The following is a 15043-nucleotide window of genomic DNA, read 5'->3' as shown; positions in this document are numbered from 1 at the left end:
GGTCTGGAGATGCGGTCCTCCATGCTCACCTGACAACTCTCCGATTCCGATGATGCCGGCCAGTCCACACGCCTTGATTGATTCAAGCAAGAAAAATCGGTTCACAGGCCCGGCATGTGCACGCCAGCGGGCACTTAAATCCAGCTCTGAAACAGCATCAGCCGATTGAACATCGGCATCGAGGTCCCGATGAAGGCTGCGGAGATCGGCAGCATCGCGACGAAGCCGATGGCGGCGACCGCGACGTAGGCCCATAGCGCCCAGCGCGGCAGACGTCCGCGCCGCAGGACATAGACGAGCGCAAGCGATGCGGCCGTTGCGGCCGGCAGGTAGTAATAGATGAAGCCAAGCGTGCGCGGCAGCAGCGCCCAGGCGAAATAGGGCCCGCAGTAGAACGACGCGATCAGGAATGCATCCCATCGCCGCGTGACGACGACGTCGCGCAACACCACGGCGAGCGCAAGCAGCGCTGGCCACAGCACCAGGGGATTGCCGAGGAAGACGATCGCGGCAATGCGATCTTCCGCCGTCTTGTCGAACAGGAACCATACCGGGCGCGCCAGGAACGGCCAGGACGGCCATGAGCTCATATAGGTGTGGCCGGCGATCGCGGTGGTGGTGTTGTCGGCGAAGATCCGGCGCTGCGCCTCGATCAGATCCGATGGCGACAGCCCGTAGAGCGGAACGAAGGTCGCGAGATAGGTCACCGCCGGCAGGGCTGCGAAGCAGAGCGCGACATGCTGCGCGCGGAAATCCGGCCAGAGGTCGGGACGATACCAGTCGCCCGGCCTCGCATCGGCAAACAGCGTGCGCCAGCCCTGCATCAGGCGGACCACCGCGACGATGACGATGCAGACGCCGAGCGGAAACAGCCCGCTCCATTTGCAGGCGGCAGCACAGCCGAACAGGGCGCCCGAGAGCGCGAACAGCGCATGCGGGCGCTCTCTTCGAAAACCGTGCATGAAGGCGGCGGTGGCAAACAGGCCGAAACCGAGCGCGAAGATATCGAGCATCGCGATGCGCGCCTGCACGTAGAGCATCTGGTTGCAGGCCGCGATCAGTGCTGCGGCGACCGCCGGCCCCTGCGCGGCGAACAGCGCGAGGCCGCACAGATAGATCGCCACGATCGCCAGCGCGCCGAACAGCGTTGCGGGATAGCGCCAGCCCAGCGCGTTGTCGCCGAAGGTCGCGATGGAGGCCGCGATCAGCTCCTTCGCCAGCGGCGGATGCATCGGATTGAGCACCGGCTGCGACGCCACGGTGCCAAGCATCTGCCGGGCCGCCGGCACGTAATGCACCTCGTCGAACACGAATTTCTCCGGTGTCGTCAGTCCGATCAGCAGCGCGAGATGGGTGACCAGGAAAATCGCGACAGCGATCACTGCACTCTGCGACACTTTCGGAACCGCAGGCATTTCAAGCGGCTGTTGTGGGGATGCTTTGCGTGGCAAATCTGCTTCACCGCGGAGAAAAACAAGGATGGCGCTTTTCATTGAACGCATTCCGCCGCAACTGTCACTAAGCATAGCGCAGGTCTCGCGCCGCTTGTGATAATTTCGCCACATCAGAAGCACGCGCGATCCGGTACGATCAGGGACACATCGATCGGTTGCGAAATGAATTTGCGTTTCTGGCTTTTCCCAACACTGCTCTCGGCCRCATTGTGCGCGGCGTCTGGCGCACAGGCGCAGACGCGCGTCGGCGAAGCCGTCGTGATTCAGAACGAAGTGGTGCGCGTGGCCGCGACCGCGACGCCGATCAATGTCGGCGACAGCATGCTGCGCGACGAGACCGTGCGCACCGGCGCCGACAGCGCGGCGCGCTTCGTCATGGCCGACAGCACCAATTTGTCGCTCGGACCGAGTGCAACGCTGAAGCTCGACCGCACCGTCTTCAACGACGAGCACAGCTATCGCGACGTCGCGATCCGCATGACCACCGGCGCATTCCGTTTCGTCACCGGACATTCGGAGAAGACCGCCTACAAGATCACGACGCCGCTCGCGACCATCGGCGTGCGCGGCACCACGCTCGACATCCTCTCGCAGCGCGGCCGCTCCGTCGTCGTGCTTCAGGACGGCGCGGCCAGCGTCTGCACGCTGAGCTTTCAGTGCGTGCAGCTGACCCAGCCCGGCGACACCGCAATCATCACCTCGACCGGCGGCAAGGTCGGCATCACCAAGACCAACACGCCGCCCTGGACGTTTGCCGGGACTTGCGCCGCGAATGCCGGGCTGTGCTCGGTCACCCAATATGCAGACGCCCGACCGACCATCACGCCCGCCGTCAATGACGACGGCATGCTGTGTGGGCGCTGATGATGGCAACGCTCCGCATCCGCGACCAGCTTCCTGCCGCCGCGCTGATGGCCATGGCCATCGTGACACTGACATGGGGTGTGCAGCCGGCCTCGGCCGCGACCCTAACCCTGACCGATTGCGAGACAAATTGCTCGCCGACGCCCACGTCGACCGGCACGCCCGCAGCCACGCCGAATCCTTATCCGTCGCCTTACCCGTCGCCTGCTCCAAGCGCGAGCACCGGCCCGACAGGCGCCGATTCCAGCGGCAATTCGGTCGGCGGCCTCGCCGACCAGCGCTTCAACCAGATGATCACCAACCGGGTGCTCGGCACGGTGCTGCTCGGCGTCAACGAGCAGGTCAATTGCAGCGACTGCATCAGCGCGTTCGGCTCGGCCGGCTCGTTCTCGGCCGGCATTCACGGCCGCAAGGAACTGACCAACAATCTGTCGCTGCTCGCCGGCATCGCCTACACGCAGTACAGCGAGGGCGGCTACAACATCACCAGCGCGCCGATCGGCGCGTTCGCGCTGCGCTATGACTTCACCGACTGGGGTTCGTCGCGCCCGTTCTTCGACGTCGGCACGATCCTGACGCCGTGGGAGAAGGCGCGCTATACAAGGAATTACAACACCAGCCTCGGCCCGGTGAGCGTGACGGGCTCGACCAACGCTTCGAACTACGCCGTCTATGGCCGCGCCGGCTGGATGAACCGTCTGTCACCCCGCGACGAGGTTGCGGCCTCGATCGAGGTCTGGCAGCTCTGGCAGCGCGTGTCCGGATATAGCGACAGTGCGGTGGCATTCAATCCGTTCGACGCCACGATTGCGACCGGCACCGACCGCACCAGCCTGGTCAAGATCGGCGGCCAGTGGACCCATCTCTACGGCAGCAATATCGAAGCCAACATCAACGGCGGCTGGGTGCAGTCGTTCGCCAGCCACAGCGGCATCGTCGCCACCGTGACCGGTGACGGCGTGGTGGTGCCGACGATGGGCAACCAGGGCTGGTTCGAATATGGCGGCCGGCTCGGCTTCCGCGTGTCCAAGGGCTGGATCGTGGACGTCTTCGCCAACGGCACGCTCGGCCCGCAGCCAGTGGGGAACACCATCCACGGCGGCCTGGGGCTGCGGATTAATTATTAGCGCGGGGGTTTGCCCGCCCCAACCTCCGCTGTCATGCCCCGCCACCGGGTCTCGCCTTCGGCGAGCCCGATGACAGGCTCCGGCTGGGCATCCAGTACGCCGCGGCCTATCGGTTCAATCACTACCGTCTCGGAGTACTGGATCGCCCGGTCAAGCCGGGCGATGACAGTGAGTATGTGGAGCGAGCATGCACTTCACGCCGCCGACTTACCCTCGAACGCGCGGCGCAAGGTTTCGACGTCCAGCTTCACCATCTTCATCATGGCCTGCATCGCGCGCGCGGCGGCGGCCTTGTCGGAGCTCGACAGGAATTCGAACATCACCTTCGGCACGACCTGCCAGGACACGCCCCAGCGATCGCTGATCCAGCCGCACTGCTGCTCCTTGCCGCCATGAGCAAGGAACGCGCTCCAGACGCTGTCGACCTGGGCCTGATCGTCGCAATGGATCATCAGCGAGATCGCGTGGGTATATTCCACCTTCATGCCGCCGTTGAGCGCGACCAGCGGCTGTCCGGCCACCGTGAACTCGACGACCAGCACGGAGCCCTCCTTGCCGGACGGGCCGTCCGAAACGTTGCGCTGAACGTGCGTGATCTCGGAATTCGGCACGAGCGAGACGTAGAACTTTGCGGCTTCCTCGGCATCGCCGTTGAACCACATGCAGGGCACGAGCTTGGACATGGAGACCGCTCCTCTTCAGGTTTTCAATGCTCTCGGATTTTCGATCAGGCGTTCGCCATGTCGGACTGCGCGGCGAAGGCTGCCATGTCCATCCAATTCACACCCCACATATGGCCATCCGGATCCTCGAAGCTGCGGCCGTACATGAAGCTGTACTCATCCTTCGGGCCGGGATCGGCCACCCCGCCCGCGACCTCGGCCTTGCCGACGATGGCRTCGACTTCGTCGCGGCTGTCGGCCGACAGGCAGAGCAGCACCTGGTTCGAGGTCTTGGCGTCCGCGATCGGCTTGGGCGTGAACTGGCGGAATTTGTCGTGGGTCAGAAGCATGGCGAAAATGGTCTCGGAGAAGACCATGCAGCTCGCCGTATCGTCGCAGAACTGCGGGTTCCTGACCGCGCCGACCGCCTCATAAAAGGCCGTGGCGCGCTTGAGGTCGGTCACCGGCAGGTTGACGAAGATCATCTTGGGCATCGGAAGCTCCTTGGGCGGGGTTCTGCCCAAGGACGGACGGGCAAGCAGCCATCCGACACGGCTTCCGATTATTTTTTAAGGCTCCGGCCTGCGTGGTTCTGTCGCACAGAACCCCATGGCTTTCCGGCAGCCTTACTTCGTCTCGTTCGGGTCCCGGTGGACGGGGTCGATCCACAGCACCGTCTCGGGCTTCTCGACCGGCTCGATGTCGAGATTGATCGCGACCGCCTCGCCGTCGCTGCGCACCAGCACGCATTCCAGCACCTCGTCGGGGCTGGCGTTGATCTCCTGGTGCGGGACATAAGGCGGCACGTAGATGAAATCGCCGGGGCCGGCTTCCGCGGTGAACTGGAGATTTTCGCCCCAGCGCATCCGCGCCTTGCCCTTCACCACATAGATGATGCTTTCAAGATGGCCGTGATGATGCGCGCCGGTCTTGGCGTCCGGCTTGATGCTGACCGTGCCCGCCCACAATTTCTGCGCACCCACGCGCGCGAAATTGATCGCGGCCTTGCGGTCCATGCCCGGCGTCGACGGCACGTTGGAATCGAGCTGGTTGCCGGGAATGACGCGCACGCCATCATTCTTCCAGCGATCGTCATGATCGTGTGCATGGTGGGAATGCGTGTGGTCATGGCCCGTCATGATCTTGCTTTCTGTTGGTTCCATGCGCGGCAAACTAACCAAAGCCGCAGCGTCAAGCCAGACCAAAAAAGGAACCCTCGCACGCGTCCAGTGTTGCCCCTGCGATAGAACTGGAAGGAGAGTTTCATGGGTAGCACGAGCGACAAGATCAAGGGCACTGCCAACGAGGCGATGGGCAAGGCCAAGCAAGGCATCGGCGAAGCCACCGGTTCCGATCGTCTGAAGGGCGAAGGCGTTGTCCAGGAGGTGAAGGGCAAGGGCCAGCAGGCCATGGGCGATGCCAAGGACGCCGCGAAGGAAGCGATTGATCGCGCTGCGGCTGCGGCACGACGCGCGGCGGAGTAACGCGCGTAGCACTGAAAGCGAAAAGACCGGCCGCAGGGCCGGTCTTTTTGTTTGTCTTGCTCCGTCATCCCGGGGCGATGCGCAGCATCGAACCCGGGATCTCGAGATTCCGGGTCTGGTCCTTCGGACCATCCCGGAATGACGCTGCGCGTCACTTCACCGCGAGCAATTCCACGTCGAACATCAGCGTCGCGTTCGGCGGGATCACGCCGCCGGCGCCGCGCGCGCCGTAGCCGAGCTGCGGCGGGATGATCAGCGTGCGCTTGCCGCCGACCTTCATCGAGGCAACGCCCTCGTCCCAGCCGGCGATGACGCGGCCCCTGCCGATCGGAAACTCGAACGGCTCGTTGCGGTCGACCGACGAGTCGAATTTCTTGCCCTTCTGGCCGTTCTCATAGAGCCAGCCGGTGTAGTGCATCACGCAGATCTGGCCGGGCTTTGGCGAGGCACCGGTGCCGGGGACGCTGTCGATTACTTGCAAGCCTGAAGCTGTGGTCATGGTCTTTCCTGCGGTCTGGGCCGAGGCCGTGGTGGAAACGAAATCGGACACGCCGCCGATCACGGTGATCGCGAGTGCCGACATGATGGCGAGGAGCACACGCTGGAAACGCTGCATAAGACACCTTCCGTTTGAGGCGGGAGGTGTCTAGCGCAACGAAGGTGTGGTTTCCAGCCCTCGGGCCGGCTTAGTAGCCCAGCGCGCAGCCGTCCTTGCGCGGATCGGAACCGCCGGTCAGCGTACCCTTGTCCCAATCGATCCAGATCGCCTGGGCGCCGCCGAGCGGGCCGACCACACTGGTGGTCTTGTGGCCGAGCTTCTTCAGGCCCTCGACGATATCAGCCGGCACGCTGTCCTCGAGCTGATACTGGCCCTCGTAGTGCAGGCCGCGCGGCATGTCGATCGCCTCCTGCACGTCGCAGCCATAGTCGAGGATGTTGGTCAGGAGATGGGTCTGGCCGGTCGGCTGGTACTGGCCGCCCATCACCGCGAACGACATCGTGGAACGGCCGCCCTTGGTGAGCAGGCCCGGCATGATCGTGTGCAGCGGGCGCTTGCCGCCTTCGATGCAGTTGGGATGACCGGGCTGGATGCGGAAGCCGCCGGCGCGGTTCTGGAACAGGACGCCGGTCTTGTTCGCGACGATCGCCGAGCCGAAGGAATGCGCGACCGAGTTGATGAACGAGCAGACGTTGCGGTCCTTGTCGACGACCGTGATGTAGATGGTCGAAGGATTCATCGGCGGCGCGACATTCGGCAGGTCGAGCATGCCGTCCATGCGGATCTTGCTGATGTACTCGTCGGCAAAGCCCTTCTCGAGCATCTCGGCGACGTTGATCTTCATGTGCTCGGGGGAGGCGACGTGCATCTCGCGATTCATGTAGGCGATGCGCGCGGCCTCCGCCTCGAGGTGGAAGCGCTCGACGCTGAGGGGAGCGTACTTGGTCAGATCGAAGCGCGACAGGATGTTGAGCATCAACAGCGCGGTGACGCCGGGGCCGTTCGGCGGGCACTGCCAGACGTCGTAGCCCTTGTACATCGTCCCGATCGGCGTCGTCGTCTCGGTGGTGTGCGCGGCGAAATCGTCGAGCGTATGCAGGCCGCCGATGCCGCGCAGGGTCTCGACCATGTCCTCCGCGACCGCGCCCTTGTAGAAGGCGTCGCGGCCGTCCTTGGCGATCGCGCGGAGCGTCTTGCCGAGCTCGGCTTGGCGGATGACGTCGCCGGCGACCGGCGGCTTGCCGCCCGGCAGCAAATAGCGCTGGGTGTTGGTGCCACCCTTCAGCTTCTCGAACTGGTTCTTCCAGTCGAAGGCGATGCGGGGCGCGACGACATAGCCTTCTTCGGCCGCCTTGATCGCGGGCTGCAGCAGCCGGTCGAAGCCGAACTTGCCGTGATCGCGCAGCACGGTTGCGAAGGCATCGATCACGCCGGGGATCGAGACCGCGTGCGCCGAGGTCAGCGGCACGGAATTGATCTTGCGTTCGAGATACCAGTCGGCGTTCGCAGCCTTGGGCGCGCGGCCGGAGCCGTTATAGGCGGTGATCTTGCCTTCGCCGCGCGGCTGGATCAGCGCAAAGCAGTCGCCGCCGATGCCGGTCGATTGCGGCTCGATCACGCTTAGCAGCGCCGAGCCCGCCACCGCCGCGTCCACCGCCGTGCCGCCCTCGCGCAGCACCTCGATCGCGGCCAGCGAGGCCTGCGGATGCGAGGTCGCGACCATCGCGTTGGTGGCGTGGACCGTGGACCTGCCGGGGAAATGGAAGTTTCTCATGCGAATTCTTGCTCTCGTTAAGCCCTCTTGGGCCGCTAGGCGAAGTCTTGGGACGCGCATGTCGCGCCCTCTCGAAAAACCGAGCCTTCATGGCACATTCCGGCCCGCCCGGGCAATGCTGGCATACCAGGGAAATGGCTGCCATCCGCTGGGCGTATGACCGTTCGTGGGCGTCGCCGATGCGGGTTTTCTGGGCGGCGGCCGCCTGCTAAACGAGCCGCCATGATCACCAAGGTCGCCGCCTTCTACCAATTCGCCGCCCTGCCCGATTACCGCGAGCTGCGCGAGCCGCTGCGTGCGTTCTGCGCGCGCCTGGCGCTGAAGGGCAGCGTGCTGCTGGCCCGGGAGGGCATCAACGGCACGATTGCAGGCCCGCCCGCTGCGATCGACGCATTCGCCCACGAGCTCATGCACGGCGACATGTTTGGCGGCAGGCTCGACAATCTCGAATTGAAATTCTCGACCGCCGGGTCCATGCCGTTCGGCCGGCTCAAGGTGCGGCTGAAGAAGGAGATCGTCACGCTTGGCGACGCGGCTGCCGATCCGACGGACCGGGTCGGCACCTATGTCGATGCGGCCGAATGGAATGCGTTGATCGCGGCGCCCGATACGCTGCTACTCGACACCCGCAACGCCTTCGAAGTGGCGATGGGCACGTTCGAGGGCGCGGTCGATCCCGGCATCAAGAGCTTTGGCCAGTTCAAGGACTTTGCGGCAGAACAGCTCGACCCCGCCAAGCACCGCAGGATCGCGATGTTCTGCACCGGCGGCATCCGCTGCGAAAAGGCGAGCGCGCATCTGCTCGCGCGCGGCTTTGCAGAGGTCTATCACCTCAAGGGCGGCATCCTCAGATATCTGGAACAGGTGCCGGAGGCGCAAAGCCGCTGGCGCGGCGAATGCTTCGTGTTCGACGAGCGCGTCGCGCTCGGCCATGGTCTGCGCGAACGGGAAAAGGGGCACKGCCGTGACGAATGAGATCAGGACGCTCAGCGAGCGCATCGACACGCTGGAGGCGCGGCTGGCCTATCAGGACGACACCATCGAAACCCTGAATCAGACCATCACGGCGCAATGGAAGCAGATCGACGCGCTGACGCGGCAGGTCGCGCAGTTCGCCGAACGTCTCCAGGAGGCCGAAGCGAATGCGCCGGGACCCGCCAACGAGCGCCCGCCGCATTATTGAGGCCGGGAATTACAGGCCCGACGCCTTCGGCAGCAGGCTGGTCACCTCGCCCGACATCATCAGGCGGTCGCGCCCGGCCTCCTTCGCGGCGTAGAGCGCCTGATCCGCAGCCTCGATCAGCGACGTCACGCCTGCGGTGCGCTCCAGCGCCGGCCGGCAAGTCGCACCGCCAAGCGAAGCCGTAACGCAGCCCGACGCGTGATTTGAGGTATGGACGAGCCCGGCCTCGCGGATCGCCCGGCGGATCCGCCCGCCAATTCGCGCGCAACCCGCGGCATCGGTGTTCGGCAGCAACATGGCGAATTCCTCGCCGCCATAGCGCGCCGCCAGATCGCCTGCACGCTGCATCTCGGCCGCGATGACCTTGGCGATCACGCGCAGGCAGGCGTCGCCGGCGGGATGGCCGTATTCGTCGTTGTAGGCCTTGAAATGATCGACGTCGATCATCAGCAGGCTGAGGCTCGAACGGTCGCGATAGGCGCGCGCCCATTCCTCCTTCAGACGCTCGTCCAGGCGGCGGCGATTGGCGAGTCCGGTGAGGCTGTCCTCGATCGCGAGCATCTCGAGCCTGGTCTCCAGCTTCTTCTGCTCGGTGATGTCGCGCGAGATCGCCACCACGCCGTCGACGTTGCCGTTGTCCTTGCGCGTCACCCGCATGGTCGATTCGAGCCAGACTTCGCCATTCTGCCGGTGCGTGTTTCGGTAGGTGACGCGCGCCTCCTCCGTCTCGCCACGCTTCATGGCATCGACGATCGCCTGGACTTGCGGCCGGTCGTCCGGGTTGATGCCTGCGAGCGCCGGCGTCCCGATCAGCTGGTTGGCGCGCCAGCCAACGACGCGGACCGACGAGGGCGAGACATAGCGCAGCCGCTCGTCGAGCCCGATGCGGGTCACCATGTCGCTGGAGCCCTCGGCGAGCAGGCGGAAATGAGCTTCCTTCTCGACCAGCGCGGCGGCCATGCGCTGGCCGCGTTGCAACTGACGCACCAGCACGGCCCCGATCACTGCGATCAGAATGACCAGCGCGAGCACGTAGAGCATGCGGGATATCGCCGCCGCGCGCCAGGGCGCCAGCAGCTCCGCCTTGTCGACGGTGGCGAGCAGGACAAGAGGGTAACGGCTGCTGCGCTTGAAGAAGCTGACGCGCTCGGCACCATCCAGCGGCGACTTGAAATGATAGGCTCCGCCGGGCTGTTGCAGGCTTGCGTCGCGGAACAGCGGCTTGTCGGCGACGCTGCGTCCGACGAATTTCTCGTTGCTCGGGTAGCGCGCGACGATCAGGCCGTCGCCATGTGTCAGCGCCACGGAGCTGTTGCGGCCGATCTCGAACTGCTCGTAGAAATGCGAGAGGTAGCTGGAGCTGATGGTCGCGAGCACCACGCCGCCGAAGCTGCCGTCCGGCTTGTTGAAGCGGCGGGACAGGGTCACGACCCATTCGCCATCCAGTTGGCTTTTCACGGGGTGGCCGACATGGGCCTCACGCTTCGGCGAGAGCTGATGATGACGGAAGAAAGCGTCATCGCTGAGCGTCGAAGCAATCGTTCCGGGCAAGGTCAGCCAGTTACCCTGATCGTCGATGATGGCGAGGCTGTGGACGCGCTCCATCGCCTTCTTGCGCACCTCCAGGAGCTTGCGCAGCTTGGCGATCGTGGCCGGCTCGGTGCCGTCCATCTCGAGCCGGCTGACGACGCCGACAACACCGGAATCCAACAGGTCGAGGCTGTCCTCGGCGTGCTGCGTCAGCGAGCGGGCGACGTTCGCCATCTCGGTCTCGGCGCCTCTGAGCACCGCGTCGCGCGCAGCCCATTCGCGCCAGCCGCTGACGCCCAGGATGGTCGCGCAGGTCAGCACGACGAACGCCGCCGCCCGTAACGGCAGGCGGCTCCATCCGGTTCTCTGGGAGGCGAAGTTCATGCGACAGAATTCTCCGATGGTCGGAAATTCTGCCGCTTCTGTTATGGAACTCTGAAATTGCCGCCGAGATTCGGCGCGATATCACCGTTTCCCGTAGTCCTACGGACGCAAGCGTCCGCGGATCGCTAACAAGACATTATCGAACCTATCGGAAACGGCGCGTCAAACCTTGTTGAAGCAAGCCTTGGTTGAAGCAAGCCTTGGTCGAAGATCGCCGCTAGCTGAAGATGGCCTTAACCTTGTCCCACAGCGACGGGCTGTCCGCCTCCGCGTCGGCCTTCGATGGCGTCGGCTGGGCGGCGCTTACGGGATCGGACGCGGGAAAGCTGTCCACCAGTCCGGCATCGAGCTTGGTGTGAATCTCACGGTCGGCGGCTTGCGCCTCGTGCGGATCGACGGCGTGCTTGTCATGCGGCGCGGGATTGAACGTCTCAGCCATGATCTCCTCCATTGGTTGGTCAACGCGGCCCAATTGCGCTTGTTCCCCTGTTCCGCTGAAGGCCACGGCGGTGTATCAGGAGCCGTAACCTTGCTCAGGACCATTCGTGCCCCAGTCTGCGACAACGCCCTTCATCGACGTGCTCTCCGGCCAACGGCAGGCCACCCCTCCCGCGTGGATGATGCGGCAGGCAGGCCGCTACCTGCCGGAATATCGCGAGGTGCGGGCGAAGGCCGGCGGATTCCTCGATCTCTGCTTCAATCCGGAGCTTGCCGCCGAAGTCACGCTGCAGCCGATCCGAAGGTTCGGCTTCGACGCCGCGATCATCTTCTCCGACATCCTGGTGATCCCCTATGCGCTCGGCCGCTCGGTGCGCTTCGAGGTCGGCGAAGGGCCGCGGCTGGAACCGCTGGATGATCCGGCCAAGGTCGCGACGCTGGCGCCCCGCGCCGACTTCACGAAACTCGCGCCGGTGTTCGAGGCGTTGCGGATCGTGCGCGGCGCACTTGATCCCAAGACCGCGTTGATCGGCTTCTGCGGCGCGCCGTGGACGGTCGCGACCTACATGGTCGCTGGCCACGGCACCCCCGATCAGGCACCGGCGCGGATGATGGCCTACCGGCATCCGGAGGCGTTTGCGACAATCATCGACGTGCTGGTCGAGAATTCGATCGAGTATCTGCTGGCGCAGCTCGCCGCCGGCGCCGACGCCTTGCAGATCTTCGACACCTGGGCGGGCGTATTGCCGCCGKCCGAGTTCGCGCGCTGGTCGGTCGAGCCGACGCGGCGCATCGTCGAAGGCGTGCGCGCCAAGGTGCCGGACGCCAGGATCATCGGATTTCCGCGCGGCGCCGGCGCGCAATTGCCGGGTTACGTCGAGGCGACCGGCGTCAACGCCGTCAGCATCGACTGGACCGCGGAGCCCGCCTTCATCCGCGAGCGCGTGCAAACACGCGTCGCGGTGCAGGGCAATCTCGATCCGCTGGTGCTCATTACCGGTGGCGCAGCGCTCGACCGCGCGGTCGACAACGTGCTGGCCAACTTCGCGGCAGGACGGCTGATCTTCAATCTCGGCCACGGCATCCAGCCGGAAACGCCGATCGCCCATGTCGAGCAGATGCTGAAGCGCGTGCGGGGGTGATTTATTTCGCCCCTGGGGAGCGGAAAAACAAAAAACGCGCAAACAACCCCATGCACAGTACAAATCATTGAAGAATTTCGTCCGACATGACTTGAGTCCCCGCAGCGGAGACGTTTGACACGTCGGGCAAAACAGGCGCAAAACTACATGATCGCACCGATGATCGCTTTGCGGCAGGCTAGCGCGGCCGGCTGCGCTCGATGATCTCGGCAGCGCCCTTCGTCAGCAGATCGAGACCCACCGCACGACCGAGCTCACGCGGGCGGTTGGCGGCGCCGGTGCGCGAGGCCTCGATGATGGTGTTGCCGGAGAGGTCGAGCACGGATGCGGTCAGCGACATCTGATCGCCAGCGATGGTCGAGAAGCCCGCCACCGGCGAATTGCAGTGGCCGTTCAGCACCCAAAGCACCTCGCGTTCGGCATCGGCAGAGGCGTGGGCAGCGGGATCGTCGATCGCGGAGAGGATCTGCCGGGTCTGCCAGTCCTGCGCCGCGCATTCGACGGCGACGATGCCCTGCCCTGCCGCCGGCAGCATCTCCGCCGCGGAGAATTCATAGGCGATGCGGCTCGAAAGGCCGACGCGGTCGAGGCCCGAGCGCGCCATGATCAATGCATCGGCCGGTCCGACGGCGCCGCCGTCGGGCAGGCGCTGCTTCTCGCCATTGTCGAGCTTTCGCACGCGCGTGTCGGCCGCGCCGCGGAAGTGGATCACCTCTATCTCGGGAAATAGTCGCCGCGCATAGGCCGCGCGGCGCACGGCGTTGGTGCCAACTTTAAAACCCTTGCCGCGCGACTGGCGCAGCGCCTCCAGGGTCACGCCGTCGCGCAGCACCAGCGCGTCGCTGGCCGGATCGCGCGACAGCGTCGCGCCGATGACGAGGCCGGGCGTGTCCTCGTTGCCCGGCATGTCCTTCAGCGAATGCATCGCCGCCTGTAGCTCACCCGACAGCACGGCGGCGCGGATCTGCGCCACGAAGGCGCCGCCCTTGCCGCCGTGGGGCAACAGCTTGCTGGTCTGGTCGAGATCGCCCGTGGTGTCGAACTTGACGATCTCGACCTCGATATCGGGCACGGCGGCGGTCAGGCGGCGCGCGATCTCTTCCGTCTGTGCCAGCGCCATCGCGCTCTTGCGTGTGCCGATCCGAAGTCGTGTAGCCAAGCTCTTGTCCTTTCGAAGCACGGATTTACCGCGCATCCTCCAATATCATGTCGGAGGCCTTTTCGGCGATCATGATGATCGGCGCATTGGTATTCCCCGACACGAGGTCCGGCATGACCGAGCCGTCAACGACGCGAAGGCCCTCGAGCCCCCTCACCTTCAGCCGTTGGTCCACCACCGCGAGCGCGTCATTGCCCATACGACAGGTCGAGGTCGGATGGTAGATGGTGCTGCCGCGCTCGCGGCAGTAATCCAGCAGCTCAGCATCCGTCGATACCTTCGCACCGGGATCGACCTCGTTGACCACGAACGGCTTCAGCGCCGGCGCGTTCAGGATCTTGCGCAGGATCTTCAAGGCTTCGACGTTGGTGGTGCGATCGGTCTCGGTCGACATATAGTTGATGCGGATCTCCGGCGGGACCGTCGGGTCCGCGCTTTTGATGCGCAAGGTGCCGCGGCTTTCGGGACGGAGCTGGCAGATCGACGCGGTGAAGCCGGAAAAATCGTGCAGCTTCTCGCCCATCTTGTCGGTCGAGAACGGCAGGAAGTGGACCTGGATGTCCGGCGATGCCAGCCGCGGGCTGGTCTTGAAGAAGGCGCCCGCGGTGCCGGCCGCGATCGTCAGCCAGCCTTTCCGGAACAGCGCATAGCGCGCGCCGGCGAGCGTACGGCGGATCGGATTGTTGACGGTGTCGTTGAGCGTGATCTTCTGCGAGCAGCGCATGACGATGCGGACCTGCATGTGGTCCTGAAGATCGTGGCCGACGCCTTTCGCGTCCAGCACCACATCGATGCCGTGCTTGCGCAGCAGATCGGCGGGACCGACACCGGAGAGCTGCAAGAGCTGTGGCGAGTTGTAGGCGCCGCTCGACAGCACGATCTCCTTGCGCGCACGAGCGCGGCGCACGGTTGCGCCCTGCCGGTACTCGACGCCGACGGCGCGGCGTCCCTCGAACAGCACGCGCTGGCCGAGCGCCTCGGTCTCGACCTTGAGATTGCCCCGCGCCTTCGCGGGGCCGAGATAGGCCACCGACGTCGAGGCGCGACGGCCGTTGCGTGTCGTGGTCTGGAACAGGCCGACGCCTTCCTGCGTGGCGCCGTTGAAATCCGGATTGTAGGGCAGACCGGTTTCGACCGCGGCATCCATGAAAGCCTTCGACAGCGGATCGGTCACGATCATGTTGGAGACCGGCAGCGGGCCGCCGGTGCCGTGATATTGATCGGCGCCGCGCGACTGGTTCTCGGCCTTCTTGAAATAGGGCAGCACGTCGTCGTAGCCCCAGCCGGTGTTGCCGAGCTGGCGCCAGCGGTCATAGTCCTCGTGCTGGCCGCGGACATAGAGC

The 15043-nt window shown here is 65.0% G+C and carries 16 protein-coding genes; 6 read left to right on the top strand and 10 right to left on the bottom strand.

Translation table 11 applies throughout. The features are described 5' to 3' along the window. Window positions 1–134: 134 nt before the first annotated feature. Entirely contained in the window at window positions 135–1565 is a 1431-nt protein-coding gene (locus ACXJL8_RS14320; RefSeq protein WP_456620388.1) for a phospholipid carrier-dependent glycosyltransferase, read from the bottom strand. A 51-nt stretch (window positions 1566–1616) separates the two neighbouring features. On the opposite strand from ACXJL8_RS14320, the gene ACXJL8_RS14315 reads away from it, so the two are divergent. Together ACXJL8_RS14315 and ACXJL8_RS14310 are read left to right on the top strand one after the other, a co-directional pair. Then, window positions 1617–2318 carry a FecR family protein gene (locus tag ACXJL8_RS14315; RefSeq protein ID WP_456685133.1) on the top strand — a complete coding sequence of 234 codons (702 nt, stop codon included), beginning with the start codon at window positions 1617–1619 and terminating at the stop codon, window positions 2316–2318. 2 nt (window positions 2319–2320) lie between these two features. Continuing rightward, the gene (locus ACXJL8_RS14310; protein WP_456620386.1) at window positions 2321–3445 is read left to right on the top strand and encodes a hypothetical protein; all 1125 of its coding nucleotides are present in this window, start codon (window positions 2321–2323) and stop codon (window positions 3443–3445) included. A 194-nt stretch (window positions 3446–3639) separates the two neighbouring features. On the opposite strand, the gene ACXJL8_RS14305 is transcribed toward ACXJL8_RS14310, so the two are convergent. The 3 genes from ACXJL8_RS14305 to ACXJL8_RS14295 all read right to left on the bottom strand — a co-directional run bounded on the left by ACXJL8_RS14305 (window position 3640) and on the right by ACXJL8_RS14295 (window position 5246). Next, entirely contained in the window at window positions 3640–4128 is a 489-nt protein-coding gene (locus tag ACXJL8_RS14305; protein WP_456620385.1) for a VOC family protein, read from the bottom strand. A gap of 44 nt (window positions 4129–4172) precedes the next feature. Beyond that, a complete protein-coding gene (locus tag ACXJL8_RS14300) occupies window positions 4173–4601 on the bottom strand; it encodes a VOC family protein (protein WP_456620384.1) in 429 nt (142 codons plus the stop codon). 132 nt (window positions 4602–4733) lie between these two features. Then, entirely contained in the window at window positions 4734–5246 is a 513-nt protein-coding gene (locus ACXJL8_RS14295; RefSeq protein WP_456620383.1) for a cupin domain-containing protein, read from the bottom strand. 126 nt (window positions 5247–5372) lie between these two features. Between ACXJL8_RS14295 and ACXJL8_RS14290 the strand changes: the two genes are divergently transcribed. Beyond that, a complete protein-coding gene (locus tag ACXJL8_RS14290) occupies window positions 5373–5591 on the top strand; it encodes a CsbD family protein (RefSeq protein WP_456620382.1) in 219 nt (72 codons plus the stop codon). 151 nt (window positions 5592–5742) lie between these two features. Here ACXJL8_RS14290 and ACXJL8_RS14285 read toward each other — a convergent pair whose 3' ends face one another. Continuing rightward, window positions 5743–6207 (bottom strand): FKBP-type peptidyl-prolyl cis-trans isomerase, encoded by a 465-nt coding sequence (locus ACXJL8_RS14285; protein ID WP_456620381.1) that lies wholly within the window; start codon window positions 6205–6207, stop codon window positions 5743–5745. Between the two features lie 70 nt (window positions 6208–6277). Continuing rightward, window positions 6278–7864: a gamma-glutamyltransferase gene (ggt, locus tag ACXJL8_RS14280; RefSeq protein WP_456620380.1), complete on the bottom strand. Its 1587-nt coding sequence runs from the start codon at window positions 7862–7864 to the stop codon at window positions 6278–6280. A 222-nt stretch (window positions 7865–8086) separates the two neighbouring features. Here ggt and trhO point away from each other — a divergent pair, with 222 nt between their 5' ends. Together trhO and ACXJL8_RS14270 are read left to right on the top strand one after the other, a co-directional pair. Beyond that, the gene (trhO, locus tag ACXJL8_RS14275) at window positions 8087–8839 is read left to right on the top strand and encodes an oxygen-dependent tRNA uridine(34) hydroxylase TrhO (RefSeq protein ID WP_456685132.1); all 753 of its coding nucleotides are present in this window, start codon (window positions 8087–8089) and stop codon (window positions 8837–8839) included. Beyond that, window positions 8829–9047: a SlyX family protein gene (locus ACXJL8_RS14270; protein WP_456620378.1), complete on the top strand. Its 219-nt coding sequence runs from the start codon at window positions 8829–8831 to the stop codon at window positions 9045–9047. Before trhO ends, ACXJL8_RS14270 begins: the two co-directional genes overlap by 11 nt. 9 nt (window positions 9048–9056) lie before the next feature. On the opposite strand, the gene ACXJL8_RS14265 is transcribed toward ACXJL8_RS14270, so the two are convergent. Both ACXJL8_RS14265 and ACXJL8_RS14260 read right to left on the bottom strand, forming a co-directional pair. Further along, window positions 9057–10961, bottom strand: a complete 1905-nt coding sequence (locus tag ACXJL8_RS14265; protein ID WP_456620377.1) for a diguanylate cyclase — start codon at window positions 10959–10961, stop codon at window positions 9057–9059. Between the two features lie 217 nt (window positions 10962–11178). Then, complete coding sequence (locus ACXJL8_RS14260; protein WP_456620376.1) at window positions 11179–11400, bottom strand: hypothetical protein; 222 nt, start codon at window positions 11398–11400, stop codon at window positions 11179–11181. Between the two features lie 106 nt (window positions 11401–11506). Between ACXJL8_RS14260 and hemE the strand changes: the two genes are divergently transcribed. Next, window positions 11507–12541, top strand: coding sequence for a uroporphyrinogen decarboxylase (gene hemE / locus ACXJL8_RS14255; RefSeq protein WP_456685131.1), 1035 nt, complete (start codon window positions 11507–11509; stop codon window positions 12539–12541). 178 nt (window positions 12542–12719) lie between these two features. On the opposite strand, the gene hemC is transcribed toward hemE, so the two are convergent. Then, complete coding sequence (gene hemC, locus ACXJL8_RS14250; protein WP_456620374.1) at window positions 12720–13700, bottom strand: hydroxymethylbilane synthase; 981 nt, start codon at window positions 13698–13700, stop codon at window positions 12720–12722. A 25-nt stretch (window positions 13701–13725) separates the two neighbouring features. Beyond that, on the bottom strand, window positions 13726–15043 hold a 1318-nt coding region (locus ACXJL8_RS14245), incomplete at its 5' end, for a GMC family oxidoreductase (RefSeq protein WP_456685130.1).

The sequence above is a fragment of the Bradyrhizobium sp. P5_C11_2 genome, assembly GCF_054049755.1.
This window is presented reverse-complemented; position numbering and strand designations above follow the sequence as displayed.

Excerpts from the sequence above, each read along its gene's own strand:
- ACXJL8_RS14260 (WP_456620376.1), bottom strand. The coding sequence starts at position 11,400 with ATGGCTGAGACGTTCAATCCCGCGCCGCATGACAAGCACGCCGTCGAT.
- ggt (WP_456620380.1), bottom strand. The coding sequence starts at position 7,864 with ATGAGAAACTTCCATTTCCCCGGCAGGTCCACGGTCCACGCCACCAAC.
- ACXJL8_RS14265 (WP_456620377.1), bottom strand. The coding sequence starts at position 10,961 with ATGAACTTCGCCTCCCAGAGAACCGGATGGAGCCGCCTGCCGTTACGG.
- ACXJL8_RS14290 (WP_456620382.1), top strand. The coding sequence starts at position 5,373 with ATGGGTAGCACGAGCGACAAGATCAAGGGCACTGCCAACGAGGCGATG.
- ACXJL8_RS14305 (WP_456620385.1), bottom strand. The coding sequence starts at position 4,128 with ATGTCCAAGCTCGTGCCCTGCATGTGGTTCAACGGCGATGCCGAGGAA.
- ACXJL8_RS14320 (WP_456620388.1), bottom strand. The coding sequence starts at position 1,565 with ATGTGGCGAAATTATCACAAGCGGCGCGAGACCTGCGCTATGCTTAGT.
- ACXJL8_RS14295 (WP_456620383.1), bottom strand. The coding sequence starts at position 5,246 with ATGACGGGCCATGACCACACGCATTCCCACCATGCACACGATCATGAC.
- ACXJL8_RS14285 (WP_456620381.1), bottom strand. The coding sequence starts at position 6,207 with ATGCAGCGTTTCCAGCGTGTGCTCCTCGCCATCATGTCGGCACTCGCG.
- ACXJL8_RS14310 (WP_456620386.1), top strand. The coding sequence starts at position 2,321 with ATGGCAACGCTCCGCATCCGCGACCAGCTTCCTGCCGCCGCGCTGATG.